This is a genomic window from Staphylococcus sp. FW104-15G4D, from assembly GCF_058790135.1.
On the sequence record NZ_JBYTCH010000001.1, the window covers coordinates 888,133 to 911,963 of the forward strand.

Annotated in this window: 1 pseudogene (running past one end of the window); it reads right to left on the reverse strand. The window is 32.3% G+C overall.

Annotation, left to right across the window (positions count from 1 at the left end):
- Nucleotides 1-23,831, reverse strand: a pseudogene (gene ebh, locus AC3WQX_RS04435) (hyperosmolarity resistance protein Ebh); it runs 5,507 nt beyond the window's last position.

Genomic DNA, 23,831 nt, shown 5'->3' on the forward strand with positions numbered 1-23,831 from the left:
TTACTTTTTTGAACGCTTTTTGTTTTTAGTAGTACCTTTTTTTGACTTAGTGTTTGAAGAAGGACGTTGAGTTTTATTTGTTTTTGCTTTTTTCGAAGAACATGTCTCTCTTCTCATCTGTTTGTTCTCCTCTTTTTCTCTTTTATTTTTCACTACAGGAATTGCTTTTTTATTGTCTTCTTCAATAACAGTTTCTTCTTCTTTATCTTTTTTTCGTTTAGCTATAATCAATGGTTCTACTTTTTTAGAATCGGAAATATGAAGATCCTTCTTATCATTCAGTTTTTCTTCTTCCTCTTCTTTTTTACGTCTTTTAGCAAGCGCTAGCCAGAATCCTGAAAGTAAACCAGTTAGTGTGATGAAGCCTACTGCTTTGCCAAAGTCATCGATATCTCGATTGATGAAATTATTATCATGATGTTTAACATGTTTAGGATCATCTTCTTTGTGTTTATTCTTACCTGATTTAATACCTGAGTGACTTAATACTTCTTTGTAAGATTCTGTTTGACCTATATGACTTTTTACATCATTTTCTCTTAGACGGACGTCTTGTTTATAAGCGTTGTTAGCAGCGCGTTGTTGATTGGAAATTGAATCAAATGAACCTTCTAAACCTACTTCCATGATTTTACGAATACCATTCAATAACGCGTCTTGGACTTCTTTGATTGATTTAGCACGATGAATTGCATTCATAGTATCTAATTCTATTTGTCTAATACGATTGATTGCCAATTGTCTTTGGTATTGACTTGCTGACATATCATTAATAATTTGTTGAGTTCTATTATTAACAACGTTATTGAGTCTACGTTCAGCTTTATGTTTTTCACCGAGTAAATGAGCTTGTGCAATGATGTGATCGCGTTGCGCTTTGAAATCTTTGAGAATGCGTTTGAGTTCGTCTAGATTTTTTGCATTTTTAATCATGTTATAAACTTTAGATTCAAGATCTTTTAGTTGATGATTGAATTGAGCTTGTTCTTCAGGTGATAAATCAGAAATATGTTTAATTTCTTGTACACCTTCTTGTGTAAGTTTATTAACTTCAGCTTTATTAGCTTCTTTAGCTTTGTCCAATGTAAATTGTCTAGGATCAAAATGATTAATATCATTTAAATCTTTATTTTGATTATTTTCAACATCTTTTACATTAGTTGAATTGTTAATTTTATCAATAGCTTGATCTTTAAGTTTTTGAACTTCAGCTTTAGCTTGTTCTTTTTGCTGTTCGGTTAAAATTTTATCATTATCAATTTCATCTAACTTTTGTTTAGTAGCTTGATCAATTTGTTGTGATGCTTCATCTTTTGCAACTTGAAGTTCTTTTTCAATAACATCTACAGGGACATCGACAATAACTGATGTATCGTTCGCAAGAGTCACTTCAACTTTCGCAGTTAGGTTATCTGCAACTTTACCTGTGTTAGGTAATGAAATGATTCTTACTTTAAGACCATCAGCTAAAGTCATGGCACTTTCAATTTCACTAAGTGTAATCGTAGCACCTCTATGCACGATGACTTTTCCTGTAACTAACGCATTTTGTAAGCTTAAATCAGGACGATGAAGTATTGATGGCTGTTGATCAGTATCCCATATTACAATTTTCGCAATGTGGTTAAGACTATCATCTTTAACTTTGTTAATTTGATCTACAGAATTAGAGTTCTCTATTTGTTTAATAGCCTCTTTTTCCGCTTTATTGATTTCAGCAAGTGCGTGTGCTTTTTGCTGGTCAGTCAAATCAGGATTGTTATTGATTGCATCTCGCTTACGTTGTGCTAAATCTTTAATTGATTGTTTAGCTTGTTCTTTTGCAGATATGATATCTTGAGTACCTTTCATTAATTGATCTGCTTTAGCTTTTTCATCTGCAACAGCTTGTTTATTAGTAGCACGATCAATCTCGTTTTTAATGTTCTCGATTGCATGATTTAAATCATCTTTGAGTTTCTCTTTTTCTTGATTAGATAAATTAGGGTTTTGATCAATATTATTCAATAAACCTTTTAATTTTTGATCGATATCATTATTAGCATCAATTTTAGCTTTTGGTAATTCATCAGCATGCGTATGTTTAATAGCTGTTGTTCCTTCATTTTCAGCGTTATAAACGCCTGTATTAGAACTTGCATGATCAATATCAGCATTAGCATGTTTAGCTGCATTCTCTACAGATTTAATAGCTTGTGCTTTTGATTCATCTGTAGCATTAGCATGATTGATTTCATCAAGTTGATGTTTAAGTGCATCGTCAATAGCTTTATGTGCAGCTTGTTGAGCATTTTTAAGGCGTTGTTCACCATTAAGTGCGTCTTTAGCATCTTTAATCGCTTGAGTCATACCTTCAATAACAGTGATATCTAAGTTGTCGCCATCTTTTTTGTTTAAAACATTATTAGCTATATTTATCGCATTATCAAATTGTAATTTTAAATCTTCGTCTGCATTTTGATAATTAATACTATCTTTAGTAGATTGGTTTAATTGTGCAACGGTATCTCTAAGGTCTTTCATTGCATCATTTAGACTTGAAGCATTATCTACTATGTTTGTTATATCTTTAATATTATCAGATTTATTAATCTCATTTGTTAAATAATTGTTTTGAGCATTATTAAGAGTATCAAGTTGTTTTATAAATTGTTTAGATTTCTCTTTAGCTTCGGCAAGACGTTGTTCACCATTTAATGCATCTTTAGTGCTATCAATTGCTTGAGATAATCCTTGAATATCTCTTTCGTTGAGGTTGGCGCCTTTAGTTTTACTTAATGCTTCTCTAGCGTCTTTAATTGCTTTATTAAATTGACGTTTTAAATCATAGTCGGCATTAATGTAATTGATGCTTGATTTAACAGGATTAACTGTTTCTTTTAATTTGGCTTTTAATTCTGACATAGAATTATTTAAATCTGATGCAGTAGAAACGATTTGCGATAAATCTTTTAGATTATCAGTATCATTTGCTTGTTTAATTGAGTCTACACGTTGAGCATTATTTAAATCTTTTAATTGATTAATAAATATCTCAGCTTTAAATTTAGCTTTAGCAAGACGTTGATCACCATTTAATGCTTCTTTAGTATCTTTAATAGACTGAATTAAGCCTTGAACTTCTTCAATTGAAGCAGGTTTACCTGTAGCTTTAGACAATGTATTTCTTGCTTGTTGAAGCGCTTGATCAAATTGATTTTGTAAATCCTCGTCTGCATTGATGTAGTTAACACTCGCATGAACAGGTGTTGCATTACTTATTAAAGCATTGTGTAAATCTTCCATAGCTTTATTTAATTCAGTAACTTTCGAGATTGATTCAGCTAGTGAATTAAGATCTTCTGAATTAGTGATACTATTTTCAGCAACTTTACGTTGAGCATTATTTAAATTTGATAATGTTTGAACGTATTCTTGTGCTTTAGCTTTAGCTTTAGCAAGACGTTCTTCCCCGTTGAGAGCATCTTTCGTATCTATAATTGCTTGTTTTAAACCGTCTACTTGATTTTCATCTAAGTCTTTACCTGTTGATTTGGCTAGGGCTTTTCTAGCGTTATTTAATGCTTCATCAAATTGATTTTTAAGATCGTTATCAGCATTAATATAATTTGAGCTCGCTTGAACAGGTGCAGCATTATTGATTAAGCTATCTTTTAATGCATTCATAGCGTCGTCTAAGTTCATAGATTTGTTAATTAGACGAGATAATTTAGTTAATGAATCTGTACTTGCTACATCTTTGAGTGCATGAGTTAATTGAGCTTTATTAATTTGATTTAAACCTTCTATAAATTTATCTGCTTTCAGTTTTGCAGCTTTCAAACGTTCAATACCATTTAAAGCGTCTTTAGTTTCTGAAATTGCATCTTTAAGTGCGTCAACAGCTTCGAAATCTAGGTTTTGACCTTTAGTTTTATTAAGAACATTTCTAGCATTGTTAATCGCTTGTTTAAAGTTATCTCTTAATTGTGTATCTGCATTAATATAGTTGATGCTCGCCTTAGTTGGTGCATAGTTATCGATAATTGATTGAGCTAACTCGTGCATGATGTCATTTAAGTTTGTTCCATCATCAACGATGTGATTAATTTCAATCAAATCATGAGATTGATTGATCTTATCTACTAAAGCGGTTCTTTGAGCATCATTAATTTTATCTAATGAATTAATGTAAGCTAAAGCTTTAGGTCTAGCCCCCACTAATCTAGCGATACCATTTAAGTCATTTTTAGCGTGGCTAATTTGATGAATTGCTTCTTCTATTTCTTGTTGTGTTGCATTTGTTTTAATTACGTTTTGAGCGTGCTCTAAAGCATCATCATATGCTGTGATTCTATCATCATCTGCTTGACGATAATTATCTCCATGCTCAACAGAATCAGCATCATCGATAAATTGTTTTAATTGTCCCATTGCTTTATTTAGAGCTTGGGCATTTGCTTTAGCAGTTGCTATTTCATCAAGTTTAGTAGCATGTTGAACGTTATCTTTGGCTGTTTGTTGTTGACTCGCATTTAAATATTTAAGTTGATCGATAGTATTATTTGCGTCAGTTTTAGCTTCTTGCACACGTTGATCACCATTAAGGTTTTCAGAAGCTTGATTAAGTTGATTTAGAACTTGCTCTACTTGTTCTTTATTAGCATCTGTACCATTAGTTTTATTAATTATAGCTTCTGCATTATTAAGTGATTGATTAAGTGTTTCTTTTCTATCATCTGAAGACTCAGTATAGTTAGGTGACGCTTTATCTATAATCACTTGTTGGGTTTTATCCTTAAGAGCTTTCATGTCGTTATCAAGATCTTTAGCTTGTTGGAGCAATTGTTTTACTTCTGTTCTTAAAGGCGCATTTTTAATCGCTTTAACAATTGATTGTTTTTGTGCGTCATTAAGGTTTTTCATATCATCAATGTCATATTGTGCTTTAGCTTTATCGTAGGCTAATTTTTCAGCGCCAAGTAGATTGTTCTCAGCAGCCAATACTCTATTTTTTATAATATCAACTTTATTAGGTTCTAATGTTGGATTAGTAGTTTGATTAATCAAATCTTTAGCTTCTGTTACTTTTTGATCATACTGGTCTTGGAATTTAGAATCCTCGTTTAAGTACTTACTACTATTTTTCACATTATTACTTTCAGCTACGACATTTTCTAAAGATTTCATTGCTTGATCAAGTGCTTGCGCGTTATTTAAGTTTTCTGCTACTTCACTACGAGTTTTAGAATTAGTATTTTTGTTGATGATTTGTTCGCGTTGTGCTGTATTAAGATGAGTTAAACCATTAATTGTGTTTGCAGCATCTTGTTTTGCTTGGGCAAGTTTTTGATCACCGTGTAGGTTGCTTTGAGCAGCTTCAAGTCCATGCGTTAAGTTATTTATTACAGTTGGATCCATTTCAGGGTTATCCTGTCTATAAATAACTTTTTCTATGTTTTGAAGTGCTTGTTTATAAGCATCTTGTTCAGGTTGATCTTCATTGATAAATTGACTACTATTTAAGACATTTGTACTTTGATCATACACATGATTAAGTCCATCCATAGCGTTATTTAATGCTTTGGCTTTATCTAAAGCTTGAGTCACTTCAGCTCTTGTATCTGCGCCATAGATTTGTTTAGCAATGTCGCCACTTTGAGGTGAAGTTAAACTTGATAATTTACGTAATTGTTTAGCAGCTTCGTCTTTGGCAATGTTAAGTTTATTTAGGCCATGAAGGTTATTTTTCGCATTTCGAACATTATCAATAGCACTTTGGATGTCGCTAACAGACATTGTTGGTTGAGTCGTTTGATGCAATATATTCTCTACGTTTGTGACAGCATTATCATACGCCTGTTGTTCGGCAGGGTCTTCATTAATATAATCACTAGAATTTTTAACTTGATCTTTATCTTTGATACTATTTTCCAAAGCTTTCATCATGTTATTTAAAACATCTGCTTGTCCTATGATTTGTTGAACCTCAGCTCTCGTTGGTGCATTGTTAATTTGTTCATTAAATGCTTGTTGTTGAGCTGTGTTTAAATGATTCAATGTAGAAATAGTTTGATGAGCAGTTTGTTTATCTTCGTTTAGTAATTTTACACCATTTAAGGCATCTTTAGCCAGATTAACTTGTTGAGTCAACTGTTCAATTGTGTCTTTATTTAATGTTGGATTGTGCTCATTGATAACACTTTCTGCATCAGTTACTGCATGATTATAAGCTTGTTGTTTATCTTCGTTTTCATTGATGTATCTACTTTCTTGTCTAACAGTGGCTTGATCTTGAATACTGTTTCTTAGTTTACCCATTGCATCATTAAGTTCTTCTGCAATATGCATTTGCTGAGTAACGTTATCTCTGGTTGTAGCTTTATTAATAAGTGCTTTTTCAGCAATTTTCTGAGGAGTGTTTAAATTACTTAAGCTATCGATAACGTTATTGGCATTTTCTTTAGCTACTTGTAATTTATGTTCTCCCTCAAGAGTAGTAACTTTTTGTTTTATTTTATTAATCGTATTTTCGATTTCGTCATTTGACATAGTAGGTTGTGTCGTTTGATCAATGATTGCTTGGCCCTGTGCAATAGCATCGTTATACGCTTGTTGCGCTGTACTATCTTCATTAACATAATTGCTAGTTTTTCTTACGCTATCTTGTTGTCCCACAATGTCTTTAAGTTTTTGCATTTCGGAATCTAAAGCTCTAGCTTTGCTGTAGACATTATTAACATCAGAAACTCTAGTTGCTTGTTGTATTTCATGTGTTAAAGCTTCTTTTTGAGCTTGGTTAAGATTATCTAAATGATTTACTGCATATGTTTGTGTGCGTTTATCATCATTAAGTACACGTTCGCCGTGAAGGTTATTCTTAGTTGTTTGAACATTTGACGTATCACGCTCTATTACTAAAGGATCCATAGTTGGATTAGAAGTTTGATTAATAATTTGTTGAGCATGATCTACAGCATTGTCATAAGCATTTTGAATACTTGGTACTTCATTGATGTAATTGCTTGTTTGTTTAATATCATTAGCATCAGCAATACTGTCTCTTAATTTTTTCATTGCTGTATCTAATGGTTTAGCTTTATTAACTGTAGCAACGATGTCTGGTCGTGTTTGGGCTTGTTGAATTTCATGATTTAGCTCGTCTTTTTGAGCATGGTTCAAGCTCTTCATTTGATTAATACGTTCAGTTGCTTGTTGTTTATCTTGTTCTAATTTTTGTTCTCCATGAAGATCATTTTTAGCAGCGTCTAGTTTTTGAGTAATTTCGTTAATATTTTCTGGAGACATATTAGGGTTATCTTGTTGATCTACAATTTGTTTAGCTTGGTTTACATAGTGATCATAGTTTCCTTTTTGAGCTGTATCTTCATTAATGTAATTACTAGTTTGTTTTACAGTTTCATTGCCAGCTAATGCGTCTTCTAATTTTTTCATCGCATCGTTAAGTTGGTTGGCTAATTTAGCTACACTTTGAACACCAGGTCTCGTAGTTGCATCACGAATTTCTTCCTCAAGTTCTTGTTTTTGCGCATGGTTTAAATGCGTTAAATGATCTAAAGTATCTTTTGCATTTGTCTTATCAGTCGCAAGTTTTTGATCTCCATGTAAATTGTCTTTAGCTTGAGTAACTTCATTTACAATATTTTGAACATCACTATTGGATAATGTAGGGTCAGGATTGTCGTTGATAATGTTCTTAGCTTTTGTTACCGCTTGATTATAAGCTGCTTGTTGTTCAGGGTCTTCATTAATATATTTGCTACTATGAAGAACTTGTTCATTATCAGCAATTGAATCTCTCAGTGCTTTCATTGTGTTGTTAAGTTGTTTTGCATTTTCCAATACTTGAGCAACTTGAGTTTTAGTCGGTGCATTGAAAATGTCATCAACTAGCTTGCCATGTTGACCGTTAGTCAAATTGTTAAAGTTGTTTAATTGTGATGAGGCTTCTTTTTGGGCTTCAAGCAATTTATCGCTACCATGTAAATTATTAAGTGCTTGATTAACATTTGCTAAAGCTTTATCTATTTCTCCTTTGTCCATAGTAGGAGGTTGAGCATTGATTAAATCTTTAGCAGCTTGAATTGCTTTATCGTAAGCATCTTTTTGAGTAGGATCTTCATTAATATAATCACTACTTTGTTTAACGTTACTAGCGTTGTTGATAGCTTGTTGCAATTGTTTCATTGAGTCATTTAATTGATTAGCGTCGTTAATGATGTTATTCACTTGTGCTTTAGTTGACGCTTGATTAATCAATTCACGTTCTTTATCCTTTTGAGCCTCTGTTAGTCCATCTAATTTATCAATAGCTTGATTACCAGTTGTTTTAGCTTCAGTTAACTTAGCTTCCCCATTTAAGTTGTTTTGAGCATTAATGATAGTCTGAGTCGTTTTATTAATTACATCTTTATTAAGCTCTGGTGGTTGTGATGTTGTAATAATTTGAGTACCTTGGTTGATGGCAGAATCATAGTTAACTTGATTAGTGTGATCAGCATTAATGTATTTACTTTCTGTTTTGACTTGATTTTCTTTATCTACTTCAGCTCTAAGAGATTTCATGGCTTCATTTAGTTCTTTCGCTTTTTGAAGTGCCTCTTGAACACCAGGTATAGTTTGAGATTGATTAACTAATGTTTTTTCTGCTAATACTTGTCCAGGATTAAGTGATTCTAATCGATCAATTTGACTATTAGCTTGATTTTTCGATTCTTGTAGTTTTTGTTCACCATGTAAAGCTTCACTTGCACTTTGTAATTGATTTAATGCTTGCTCAATTGTAGTTTTATCTAAAGTTTTATCAGGTACTGCATTAATGATATTCTTCGCTTTTTGTAAAGCATCATTATAAGCATTTTGAGAGGCTGGGTCTTCATTAATATAGTTACTTGATTGTTTAATGCTATTCTCTAGATGAACTTCGTTCTCTAACTGATGCATCGCTTCATTTAATGCTTTAGCGTTATTTAAATCACTTTGAACTTCTGTTCTTGAAGGTGCACTATTAATTTCATTGTGCTCTGCTTGTCTTTGAGGGTCATTCAAGTTTCTTAATTGATCTATTTCGTTATTAGCATCTTGTTGAGCTTTTTGTAATTTTTGTTCTCCATGAAGATCGCCTTTTGCTAGTTCTATATTTTGAATAGCATTACTAATATCATTTTTACTTAATACATCAGTAGTATTTCCACTGATGATGTCTTGTCCGCTTTGAATAGCTTTATCATATATTCTTTGAATTTCAGGGTCTTCATTCAAATAATTGCTTTGCTTATGAACGCTAGGTTGTTGTTCAACTAATGATTTGAGTTTGCCCATTTCGCTATTAAGTTCATTTGCTTGGTTAACAATTTCTGCTACTTTTTGTTTAGTTGTAGCTTGATTAATTAAATTATTTAGAGCTTGTTTTTGTTTATCATTTAAGTTCGGTAAATGATTTATAGTTTCATTAGATTCATTTTGGCTTTGAGTTAATTTATCTGCACCATGTAATGCATCTTTAGTTTCTTTTACTTTTTGAGCAGCAGCATTAATTTCTCTTGGATCCATCGTTGGATCATTTTGTTGATTTAACAAATGTTCAGCATTACTCAAAGCATTATCATAAGCTATTTTCTTATCTGGATCTTCGTTAATGTAGTTACTAGAGTTAAGCGTATCGTTTTTGTCGGCAATACTTTGTTTCAATTCTTTCATTGCTTGATTTAAAACTTTAGCTTGTTCTAATTGCTGTTCCACAGCTGTTCTAGTTTCAGATGCTTGGATATCCTGAACTTCTTTGGCAGTTTGAGCACGATTTAAGTTATTCAAACCATAAACATCATTTATTGCGTTGTTTTTGGCTTGTTGTAATTTTTGTTCTCCATGTAATCCATGTTCAGCGCTATTAATTTGTTGAATAACATTACTAATGTCACTTCCATTCATTGTTGGATCGTTATGTGCATCAATAATTGCTTGTCCTTTTTTAATAGCATTATTATAAGCTTCTTTTTGAGGTGTATCCTCGTTGATATAGTCACTAGTTTGTCTAATATTAGAAGCTTTTGCGACAGCTGCTTTTAATTCTTCCATTTCATTATTAAGGAATTTAGCTTCTTTTAATTTTTTACTTATCTCAGTTCTATGTGTTAACTGATCTATAGCTTCATCTAAGGCGTGTTTTTGAGAATCAGTTAAACCTGTTAAGTTTCCAATTTCTTGTTTAGCATTATTTTTATCGTCTTGAAGTTTTTGAGCTCCATTTAAAGCATGTTTTGCGTTCTCTAATGCTTGAGTAGCTTGATTAACACTTTGAGGATCCATAGTCGCATTAGTTTCAGTAATAATATTGTTGATATTATTAACAGCATTATCATAAGCGTGTTGTTGAGTAGAATCTGCATTCGCATAATCACTACTTTGTCGTACTTGATCTTGATCCTTAATACTAACTCTCATAGCCTTCATAGCGTTATTAAGCTCTTTAGCTTTTTGTAATTCTTGAGATAATCCATCTAATGTCGTTGCATTGTTTAAATTATCTTCAAGTTTTTTACGTTGCGGTTGATTAAGGCTATTTAATGTACCAAGTTCTTTGAGTGCCTCTTTTTGAGCAGCGTCAAATCTTGATTGACCATTTAATGCGTTTTGAGCATCATCAATTTTATTAATCAATTTTTGAAGTTTAAGATGATCTAATGTATCAGGATGATTATCTATTAATTCTTTAGCTTCTTTAATAGCATTATCATAAGCCTGTTTAGTAGCATCGTCAGCATTAACATAATTACCTGATTGGTGTACTATGCTTTGTTTTGCTATTTGATCTTTAATGTCTGACATATCACTATTTAATTGTTTAGCAATATCTAGTTGTTTTTTAACTTCGGCTCTAGTATCAGCGTTATCAATTAATGGTTTAAAGTGAGCTTTTTGTTCATTAGTTAAATCATTTAAATGATTTAATTGATCATTTGCTTCTTGTTTAGCTTGTTCTAATTTTTGCTCGCCGTGTAAATGATTAACAGCATTCTGGATATTGTGAAGCGCATCATCAATTTTATTTTTATCTAATGTTGGATTAGAAGTTTGATTGATAATATCTTTAGCAGCGTTTATAGCGTTGTTATATGCTTTTTGTTGTTCTGTATCTTCATTCTCAAACTTACTACTAGATGTAATTGCTGGATCTTGATTAACTTGATTTTCAAGTTGTTTCATGGCATTATCCAGTGCTTTTGCTTCTTTAAGTTTTTCTGCTACTTGCTCTCTAGTTGTAGCGCCATCGATAGCTTGTTTTAAAGCATCTTTTTGTGGTTGATTAAGATGCGTCATATGATCAATTGAATTATTAGAAGTGTCTTTTTCATTTTGTAGACGTTGCTCACCATGTAAATTATCTGTTGCTGTTTTAATATTATTTAATGCTTTAATGATATCTTGTGGATTGATATTTGGATCATTAGTATTTTTGATTATGTCTTCAGCATGTTTAATCGCGTCGTCATATGCTTGTTTTTGAGCAGAATCTTCATTGAAATAGTTACTACTTGAATGAACGCTATCCTTAAGGGCAACTTGATTTTTAAGTTGTTCCATTGCGTTATTAAGTTGCTTAGCTTGTTCAAGTTCTTGTTTGATATCATCTCTACTATCAGAATGGTTAATTAATTCTTTAAGTTTCTCACGTTGGGCATCTGTTAAGTTAGTCAAATTATTTAGCTCTTTTGAAGTAGTAGTTTTATCTTGATTTAATTTTTCTACTCCATGAAGGGCTTGTTCAGCATTTTGTACAGCCTGAGTAGCTTGTTCTATAGTGCCTTTATTGAGTTCTGGATTTTGAGTCGCATTAATAATATCTTCAGCACGTTGAACAGCTTGATCATAATTTGCTTTTACAGTTGGATCTTCATTTAAATATTTGCTTTCGGATTTAACTTGATCTTGGTTAGCGATACTTTGTCTTAAAGATTCCATAGCATGATCTAAATCTTGAGCAGTTTGCAGGTGTTGTTGAACTTGCTCAAGTGTAGTTGATTGATTAACTAAATGTTTTTCAGCATCTTTTTGAGCGTTATTTAAATTAGAAAGATTAGTTATCGTTTGAGTCGCATTTTGTTGAGCTGCTTCTAATCTATGATTACCATCTAATGCATCTTTCGTAGTATTTACTGTTTGTGATGCTCTAGAGATATCACCTTTATTAATAGTAGGTTGATTTGTACCATTAATGAGGTCGTTGGCATGTTGAACAGCTTGATCGTATGCTTGTTTTTTCGTTGGTTCAGCATTAATGTAATTGCCATTTGAAATAATAGTCGCATTATCTTTAATACTCTCTTTTAAAGTCCCCATTAAACCGTTTAATGCTTGAGCTTCTGATAAATCATGAGCCACACTCGTACGTGTGTGTTGACTATCAATGAGTGAATCTTCCATGTGTTTTTGAGCGTTATTAAGATTTGGTAATTGTGAGATAGTTTGCTTAGCACTGTCTTTATCTTGTTGAAGCTTAACATCACCGTGTAAATTAGACTTCGATTGTGTAACGGCGTTAGTTAAATTATTAATAGTGTTAGTATCTAATGTTGCTTGAGTTTCATCTACAACCTGTTGTGCATTGTTAACTGCGTTATCATACGCTTGTTGTTCAGGTTGATCTTCGTTTATATACTTACTACTATTTTTAATCTCTGCTTTATCTTTTATGCTTTCTCTTAAACCATGCATAGCAGTATTTAAAGTTTTTGAAGATTCAAGTAATTGATTAACCTCTGTACGAGTTGTTGCAGCTTTAACTTTTGCAATTTCCGCAGTTTTTTGTGGGTCATTAAGACTCGTTAAACCACTTATCTCAGTTTCTGCTGATTGTTGATCTTTTTTGAGTTTTTGAATACCATGTAAAGCATTTTCCGTATTATTAACAGTGTGAGTTAATTGTTCTATTTCTGCTTTATCTAAGACTGGATGAGTATTGTTATTAATAGTACTTTCAGCATTATTAACTGCAATATTATAATCACGTTGTTGAGTTGGATCTTCATTGATATAATTACTACCTTGTTTGACTTGGTTTGTATTTTGAATGCTATCTCTTAAAGCTTTCATCGCAGTATTTAATCCATTAGCTTGAGTTAATAGTTCTTGAACTTTAGGTCGAGTTTCTGCATTAGAAATGAGTTTATTTATTTCGCGTTTTTGACCATCGTTAAGACTAGTTAAACCATTTACATTCTGAGTTGCAGATTGTTTAGCTGAAGCTAATTGACTTACACCATCGAGTGCTTGTTGAGTTTGTTGAACACGTGTTAACGCTTGTTGAATTTTATCTTTATTTAATTCAACTTGAGGTGCGGCGTTAATGATGTTTTCAGCATTTTGTAGAGCTTGGTCGTAGGCGGAAATCTTTGTAGGATCAGCATTGATATAAGCACTACTATGTCTTACTTCATCTTTATTGTTAATACCATCTCTTAAGGCTTTCATTGCATCATTTAACGCTTTAGCAGATGCTAAATCTTGTGCAACGTCAGTTCTTGTTGTTGCTTGATTTACTTGATTCTTTTCAGCACTTATTTGTTGAGGATTTAAGCTCGTTAATCCCTCTATCTCCCTATTAGCATTTTGTTGCTCAGTGTGTAATTTATTTTCACCATCTAATGCATTTTTAGTTGTGTTGATTTGGTTAGTTGCTTGTTCAATTTCACTTTTATTCATTACTGGATCGTGTGTTTTATTAATAATGTTTTGTCCAGCTCGAATAGCTACATCGTAATTATTTTTAGGTTGTTGATCTTCATTGAAATAGTTACTTTGTTGATGAACTTGATTTTGTTGATTAACAGCATCTCTTAACAATTTCATAGCATTATTTAATTCTTTATCAGTAGTTAATTGTTGATTAACATCTGGAATTGTGGTTTGTGCTTGAATATTTTGGATTGCTTTTTGACGTTGTGCATCGTTTAATCCTGAGAGTTTATTAATTTCACTAATAGCATTATTTTTAGCATTGTCAAGAAGACGTGCTCCATGTAATGCATTTTGAGCATTAGTTAAGTTTTGAACTTTTTGTTCAATTACTGTGTTATCTAAAGTAGGCTTACTACTTTCATTAATAATTGATTGTGCTTGTTGAAGCGCTTGATCGTATGCGCTTTTATGTTCAGGAGTCTCATTAATATAATCACTACTTTGTTTTACTCTAGTACTTTCGCCAACTTTATCTCTCAACTGTTTCATTGAGTTATTCAAAGCTTTAGCTTCGTTAAGTTGATTTGCAACGTCAGTTCTAGTAGTTGAACTATTTACAAGAGCCTCTTCTCCAGTTTTTTGAGGATCATTTAAATAACCTAATTGATTGATAGTTTGATTAGCTTCATTTTTAGCTTGTTGTAATTTATTAGCACCATGTAAAGCATTTTTAGCGTTATTGATTTGATTAATAGCTTGGTCAATTGTTGTTTTATTCATAATTGGATTTTGTTGACCGCTAATAATGTCTTCGCCATTATCAATTGCATTATTATAAGCATTTTGTTGAGCTGTATCTTCATTAATATAGTCACTTGAATGGTGAACTTGATCCTTAGCGTTGACCAAATTACGCAAAGTTTTCATAGATTGATCTAATGCTTGAGCTTCACTTAAAGTGCTAGAAACTTGGTCTCTAGTTTTAGCTGAACTTATAGTGTTATTTTCATTGGATTTTTGGGCATTAGTTAAACCATTGAGATTGTTAATTGTTGCTTGAGCATCTTGTTTAGCTTTAGCTAATTTAGTTTCTCCATTTAAGTTATTAATCGCTGAATTAATTTGATTAATAGCTTGTTGAATTGAATTTTTATCTAATTCAGGGTTCTGAGTTTTATCTTTAATTGCTTCAGCATTCGCTATGGCAGAAGTATAAGCGTTTTGTTGAGCTGTATCTTCATTTATATACTTACTACTACTTAAAACATTATTCTTATCATTTATAAGATTATTAAGTTGTTCCATCACTTTATTAAGTTCTTTAGCTTTATTTAATTGTGATGCAACTTCTGGTCTTGTTTGAACTCCATTAATCAATTCTTTTTCTTTAGTTCTCTGAGCATTTGTAAGTTGATTTAATGAATTTATCGTATTATCCGCATCTTCTTTAGCTTTACGAAGCTGAGCTTCACCATCTAAGGCATTTTTGGTAGTTATAATAGCTTGTGCTTTTTGATTAATAATATTTGGATCTAAAGTCGCTTGTTTTTCATCAATAATACCTTTAGCTGTATTAATAGCATCTGTATAAGCTTGTTGTTTATCTGGTTCAGCATTAATGTAATTACTTTGAGTCGGTACATTAGCGTTATCAGTAATGTTTTGTCTTAGCGTATGCATTGCATTGTTAATAGTTTTAGCTTTTTCCAACTCTGATGATATCTCAGTTCGTGTATTAGAGCTATCTATTACACCTTTAATAGCCTCTTTTTGAGGTGTGTTTAAATTAGATAATTTATTTAAAGAATTATTTGCACTAGTTTTATCAGCTTCTAATTTTTGTTCACCATGAAGTTCTGATTTCTTAGTATTAATATTATTTATTGCTTGTATAACAGTATTGTTATTTAATATTGGATCAGAAGTTTTATCAATGATAGTTTGTCCCTCAGTAATAGCGTTGTTATAGGCAGTTTTCTGAGGTTGATCTTCATTAATGTAGTTACTTGTTGATTGAACTTGACTTTGATCATTAACTAATGATTTTAAAGAGCCCATTGAACTATCTAAAGTTTTAGCATCATCAAGTTGTGTTTGAACTTCTGTGCGAGTGTTTTTGTTATTGATTAATGCTTTTTCAGCTGATTTTTGTGCTGGTGTTAAGTGAGTTAAATTATCTATTTCAGTGTCTGCATTATGTTGTGCTTCTTGTAATTTTTGTTGACCATGTAAATTATTTTGAGCTGTAGTCACAGCTTGAGCTTTTTCATTTACAGTGTTTACGCTCATAACAGGATTGCTTGATGCATTTATTAATGTCTGAGCATTTGTTACAGCTTGATTATATGCTTCTTTAGATTCATTATCTTCGTTGATATAATTACTACTTGCTTTAATATGATTAACATTATTTACGCTCTCGCGTAACGATTTCATAGCATTATTCAAGTTAGCGTAGTCTTGTAATTGGCTAGTAATATTTGATCTAGTAGTAGCATGCTCAACATTCTCTTTAGCTTTAGCACATTGTGCATCATTCAAATATGTTAAACCATCAATTGTATTCTTAGCATTAGTTTTAGCTTCAGCTAATTTATTATTACCGTTCAAATCATTTTTAGTTGAGTTAACTTTTTCAGTAATTTTACTTATCTCACTAGGGTTTAGTTGAACATTATTTTTATTGGATTCATTAATGATTTGTTTAGCTTGATTAACTGCACTATTATAAGCGTCTTGTTTATCTTTATCCGCATTTATATAGTTGCCTTGTTGAATTTCACTATTGTTGTCTGTGACACTTTGTTTTAATCCAGTCATTGCTGTATTAACGACATTTGCGTTGTCTTTAATATGATTAACTGATGTTATGTTATCTGAATGATTAATTTGATCAGTTAAAGCTTGGCGTTGAGCGTTATTCAAATCATGTAAATCACTTAGATGATTAATAGCATGTTCTTTAGCTTCAGCTAATCTTTGTTGACCGTCTAACGCGTCTTTAGTTTGTTGTACCTTTTGAGCTTTTTGATTTACTACATCACTACTCATTGTTGGGTTATGAGTTTGATTTAAAATCTCATTAGCTGAATTAACAGCGTCATCATAAGCTAGACGTTTATCATTTGATGCATCGATATAATTTTCAGTTTGTTTAACATTTTGATAATTAGAAATGCTGTCAGCTAAAGTTTTCATAGCTTGATTTAATATGTCAGCGTTATTTTGAATAGCTTTTAAATCACGATAATTACCAGCGCTATTAATTTGTTGAATAAAGTCCTCTTTTTGTGGTGCGTTAAGATTTCCTTCACCATTGATATGTGTAATAAATGGCTGTCTATCTAAAACTAATTGGGATCTTGCGTTATCTAAAGCCTGTTGAATTTTACTTGTCTCACGTGCGGCTGCTCTAATCTCTGCTACTGTAGGACTTCCGCTTAATATACCTTTATCTTTATTTAATTCTTGTTTAGCGGCTTCTAATTTTTCATTATAGTTTTGTAAAGATTGTGTAGTCATACCCTCTGTATCAGTTTGCTGAGTGATGCTATTTTCAAGTGCTTGCTTAGCTATTTCGAGTGGATCTTTGTCAGGTATTAACGAATCACGAGCGTGATTTAGATCCTTAATGACTTGATTAGCATCTGCCACTGCTTGGTTGACTTGTTCTACTGTTAGAGTATCTGGGTGTCTTGTTAATTTATTGATTTTTGTTTTTTCACTAAGTGCTTCACTCAACGAATCATTAAAATCTTCAACTGAGTCGGCTGTCATACCGTCAGTGTTAGTACCTGCGTCAATTGCTGTTTGAATATTTTTCATAGCTGTTTTTAAAGGTTGTATATCAACTTTGAGCGTTTGTTTAGCTTGAGTTAATTCATTATTAATTCGCTCTGCGGTCGCTTTATTAGTATTAATAGCTTCAACATTAGGGTTGTTAGCAAGTACGTTATTAATAGTATTGATTTCATCTTTAGCCGCTTGCAGTTTTTGATTGTAGACTTGAACAGACTGCTTTGTCATACCCACAGTACTAGGGGCAGAATCGATATTGTTTTGTAATTGTTGTTTTGCTGATTCTAGAGGTTCTTTATTAACAGTTAAACCATTTATCGCTGATGATAAATTATCAAGTTTTTGGTTTACTTTTTCTATTTCTGTTGAAATCTCTTGATCAGTAGCATTACCATTATTAATTAAAGCTTGAGCTAAATTTGACTCAGTTTGAGCTTCTTGTTTGGCATGTTGATAGGCATTTACAGACTGTTGCGTCATACCTTCCGTATGAACAATTTCATTTATTTTATCTTCAAGTTTAGTTCTCGCTACTTTCAGTGCTTCATTATTTGCTAAAGGTTGAAGTTTATTAATCGCTTCAGTTAATTGTTGGTTAACTTGATTTACTTCTTGTAAAGCTTGATCCACTTCATTTACAGTGCGAATAGCCTTTTGAATTACTGTATTTGCATTATTTTTAGCAGCAGTAATTTGAGATTGTAATGCTTGCATCGCTTTATTATAAGATTCAATACTATTTGGTTTTTTATTGTTAGTATCACCTGTTCTATTCAATCCATTCAATGCATTTTGTAATTTACTTGTATCAGCAGTTAAATGTTGCTTAGCATCATTAAGTGCTTGCAATGCTTGATTAACTTTAGATTTTTCATCCGCAATTTGTTGAGCAGTAGCATCTCCGTTATCAATTATTGAGTTTGCTAGGTTGATGGCACTTTGTGCATCAGCTCTTTTAGCATTGTAATTATTAATAGAGTCTTGAGTCATACCTGTAGTGCTAGGTTGATTATTAATCGCTTCCTGTAATTGATTTCTAGCAGTAACTAATTCGTTATTGTTAGCCTTGTTTTCTAGTAAATGTATTGCACTGTCTAACTTGGGTTGAACAGCTTTAATGTTGTTTAATGCGTTATTAACTTGTTCTAGTCTTGATACTTTTTAATGCTTGCAGGCGTTTTACCCTCAGTACTAACTTGTTCAGTTAATGTATTGTAAGCGTTTTGAAGTTCTGTCTTATCAGCTCTCAAATCATTTTTAGCACTATTCAATGCTTGTAAAGCTTGATCAACTTTATCTTTTTCAGCTGAAATTTGTTGAACATTAGCATCACCGTTTGCAATTACTTGCTCAGCTGTTTGAAGTTCAGCTTGTGCCGCTTGTTTTTTTACATTGTAATTTTGAACAGATTGTTGAGTCATTCCAGTAGTTGAAGGAGTTGAATCAACAGCTTGTTGTAATCGTTGTTTAGCGTTAACTAGTTCGCTATTGTCTGCTTTTTGATGTAATAAGTTGACTGCTTTAGTAACTTCAGGTTGAATAGCTTGGATTTTTCTAAGAGCTTCCTTGACAGCATTAACTGTAGGGTTATCATTCTGAAGTACTGAATTAGCTTCACTTTTAGCATTGTTTATTTGTGAATTAATTTGTGCTATCGCTTTATTATATTCTTTAATACTAGCTGGTGTTTTATCAGAAGTATTAACAGGTTTTGTTAATTCATTATAAGCAGCTTGTAATTGAGATTTATCAGCTCTCAAATCATTTTTGGCTTTATTTAAAGCTGTAGTAGCCTCTTCAACTTTTGTTTTTTCATTAGAAATTTCACTGGCTGATGCATCGCCGTTTGCAATTACTTGATCAGCTTTTTGAAGTTCAGTTTGTGCCGCTTGTTTTTTGGCATTGTAATTAGCTATTGACTGCTCAGTCATACCTTCTGTTGAAGGGACTTGGTTTATAGCGTTTTCTAGTAGTTGTTTTGCATTTACAAGTGCAGAATTATTTTCTTTAGGTTGCAATAAAGCTTCAGCTTGATTTACTTTTGTTTGGACTGCATTAACCTTATTAAGTGCATTTCTAACTTGTTCAACTGAAGGATTATTATTATTAATTACACTATTTGCCTCAGCTTTAGCACTGTCTAGTTCATTTTTAAAGCCATTTAATTCTCGTTCATATCTTTCAACTGACGATGGTTTTTTATCTGTTAAGTTAACTGATTGATTTAAATGATTATAAGCATTTTCTAATTGAGTTTTATCTGCTCTTAAATTATTTTTAGCTTCTGTATACTCTCTTTCGGCTTGGTCAACTCTATTTTTAGCTTCAGTAATTTGTTGAGCAGTTGCATCCCCATTATTAATAACATTAGTGGCATTTTGAATCGCTTGTTCAGCTGCTTGATGTTTATTATTGAAGTTTTGAGTACTTTGTGCTGTCATACCATCAGTTGATACAGTTGTTTGTAATGTTCGTTGTAGTTGATTTTTAGCAGAAACTAATTCACTATTATCTGCTTTATTTTCTAGCAAGTTATTGGCACTAGTTATTTTAGGTTGAACAGCTTTAATTTTATTTAAAGCATCATTAACTTGCGAAACTGTTGGGTTACTGCTATCTAATACATGTTTTGCCTCATTTTTAGCAGAATCAATTTGTGATTGAATTTTAGCAATAGCATCATTGTATTTATGAATACTAGCTGGTGTTTTACCCTCTGTGCTAATATGTTCAGTTAATTTGTTGTAAGCAGTTTGCAATTGAGATTTATCGGCTCTTAAACCATCTTTTGCATTATTTAAAGCTTGTAACGCTTGATCGACTTTAGTTTTTTCTGCAGCAATTTGTTGAGCACTAGCATTACCATCATCTATTACATGTTGAGCATTATTGAGTTCTGAACGAGCTGCTGCTTGTTTAGCGTTATAAATGTCTACAGTTTGTTGAGTCATTCCTGTAGTTGAAGGAACTTGATTTACGGCATTTTGTAATTGCTGTTTAGCTTGAACTAATGCAGTATTGTTTTCTTTATTTTGTAATAAAGCTTTTGCTTCATTAACTTTAGTTTGCATTTCTCTAACTTTACTTAATGCGTTTCTTACATCTGCTACGCTTGGGTTACTAGCTTTGAGAACATTATCTGCCTGTGCTTTTACATTATTATATTCATTTTTAAACTGATTAAATTTATTATTATAAGCTTCTATTGAAGCAGGTTTTTTATTATTTGTATCTGCCGGTTGAATTAATTGATTATAAGCGCTTTGTAATTCTTCTTTATTAGCTCTCAAACCACTTTTGGCGTCGTTTAGAGCTTGTAAAGCCTGATCGACTTTAGTTTTTTCTGCAGCAATTTGTTGAGCAGTAGCATCGCCATTATTAATTACATTCTGAGCTTCTTGTATTTCGTTTTGAGCAGCTTGTTGTTTTGCTCTATATACATTAATACTTTCTTGAGTCATTCCTGTAGTTGAAGGAACTTGATTTACGGCATTTTGCAATTGTTGTTTAGCATTTACAAGTGCAGAATTATTCTCTTTATTTTGTAATAAAGCTTCAGCTTGATTAACTTTTGTTTGAACAGCATTAACTTTATCCAAAGCGTTTTTAACTTGTGAGACTGTAGGATTGTTATTGTTAAGTACACCACTAGCTTCAGATTTTGCAGCGTTTAATTCATTTTTAAAACCTTCTAAGGCTTGTTTATATCTTGTAACAGAAGACGGTGTTTTATCTGTTAAGTTCACTTGTTGATTTAAGTGATTATAAGCTGTTTCTAATTGAGTTTTATCTGCTCTTAAATTATTTTTAGCTTCTGTATACTCTCTTTCGGCTTGGTCAACTCTATTTTTAGCTTCAGTAATTTGTTGAGCAGTTGCATCCCCATTATTAATTACATTAGCAGCATTTTGGATCGCTTGTTCAGCTGCTTGACGTTTAGCATTATAATTTTGAGCACTTTGTTGAGTCATTCCATTCGTAGAGGCAGCTGGTTGTAAAACTTGTTGTAAATGATCTTTAGCTCTTACTAATTGACTATTATCAGCTCTATTTTGTAGTAAACTTTTAGCTTCATTAATCTTTGCTTGTGCTGCTTTAACTTGGCTCAAAGCGTTATTTACTTGTTGAGGTGTTGCAAATTCTGTATTAATAACTTTATCAGCTTCATTTTTAGCTTGATTAATTTGAGCTTGAGCTCGAGCCATAGCTTGGTCAAAGTTTCTAATACTAGCCGGTGTTTTATTTTCTTTACTGATAGTATCATCTAAGTGATTACGAGCATTAATTAATTCAGTTTTATTAACTTTTGTTCTAATAGTTTCTGTGATCTCTTGCGTACTACCATCATTATAGTTAATGGTTACAGGTATTTGAGTTGTACTTCCTCCTGCAAGGTGAGTGGGAAGTGTTGCACCCCTTTTAATTACTGCATTACGTTTATTGGCTACTTGAACAGCATTATTCACATCCTCATTACTTACATTTTGACCTTGTTCTTTAATGATTTCATTAATAACTACGGTGTGAAGTGGAGGTGCAGCTACTGTGTTAGTACTGCTGCTCTCAGTGTTTCCGCTTCCTGCTCTAGAGATAATTGTTACTTGTGATTCAGGTTTAATGCTATTAGCATTGAAAATAATTATTCCGTTGCTTTGATTGAAGGAAACATAGCTAGGTTTGTTAGTAATTGACCAAGTGCCATTATTATTATGAGTAACTGTAAATGATTTAGATAACTCATGGCTATTTTCTAATTTTTCTGTATAAGTAACTTCTACTTTAGCAGTTGGATTATTAGAATGAGCTCTATTATCTGGTGTTATTTCAAATGTACCGTTTTCCCATACTTTAGCACTTGCTTGCTCTGGCTGAGGAGCTTTTACAGTGAATAACCCGCTCTCTGCTGTTGGACTAATAGTTTCCCCAGATCCTTCAGTAGCTAATGCTTGAAGTGTGTCTCCTGTCGCGATAGCAGGTCTATTTATTAATATTGAACTACCATTATCGCTAGCCAATACTCCTCTTACATTTGGCTCACCATTTTGAACAATCCATCGACCTTCATTATTTTTAATAAATGTTGTTAGTTTGTGGCCGTTTTTATTAATTACAATCTTATCTGCAATCGATTGAGTGTGAGAAGTTGTGCCTTCAATTGGTACTTCTCTCACTGCACCTGGAGTTATGGTAACTTCTCCTGAATTAGATTCAGTGATAATTGCATTGTTAGGCTGAGCACTCGTTACTATGAATGTACCAGGTTGTGATTCTTGCCAAGGGTGACCACCAGCATCTAATACATCGTAAGTACCTGTCTTTACAAACGTTTGACTAGTATAAGCTAAACTTTGCCATTGTGAAGTATTTGAACCTGTAGTTTTAGGGTTCCAGTAAAATAAAAAGCCGTTTGTAGGTAAGTCGTCTCCATTTTCTAAATGTACATATTTTTTAACCCAAGTACCTCCAGGGAAGGTTTGGCCAATTTGAATTTTATATACTGAATTAGCAAAGTCAAATTTATACACCCATACTTTTACTGGTACTTCTACTGGTGTGTCAATACCTGGATAATGAATTAAAGCAGTTAAGTTTTGTATACCTGCAACATTTTTGTCTGGTTGGCGATTATCCTTCCAAGAAGTTGTTGCTCCATATCTATTATTACCTTCAAAAATTATATAGTTGTTTACATCAGTTCCTCGACTTAAATCAATACCAAATTTATCTCTATTTGGTGTAACAGCAGATATTGTTGGATAAACCATTACTGGAATATTAACTGTTCGTGTACCTTGATGATTCGGTAAAGTGACATTTATAACTTTTTCTGATTCTCCGATAGTATTTTTCCAAGTGTCAGGACTGTCGACCCAAGAGAACTGTGAACCTGATGGAGCATTACTTATAAAGTTATTAAAGTTATTAAAATTGAAATTAGAACCTTTTACAAATTTAATACCACCATTTTTAGCATGTATACCTTCTGTAACATTAACAGGATTACTAGCATCAGAGGTAACAGTAATATTCTCAGTCACATTATTTACACCATTACTAGTGACTTTTGCGTAAGTTAAATTATTTTCAGTAATTGAGACTTTTGCTGTTATATTACCTGTAGGTAATATGCCTTGAATAGTTACAGTAGCCACACCATTAGAATCTACTGTTTGCGTTGTATTTTGAATAATTGAACCATTAGATTGGTATAGAGATACATTAGCATTATTTGGTACGTTTCTAACTAAAATTTGCTGATGAGTTAATCCGCCTCTATAAATAACGCTATTACTATCTATGACTGGTTTATTAGGTTTAACTTCGTAAAGTACATTCACATTTTCTCTTTCGCCATT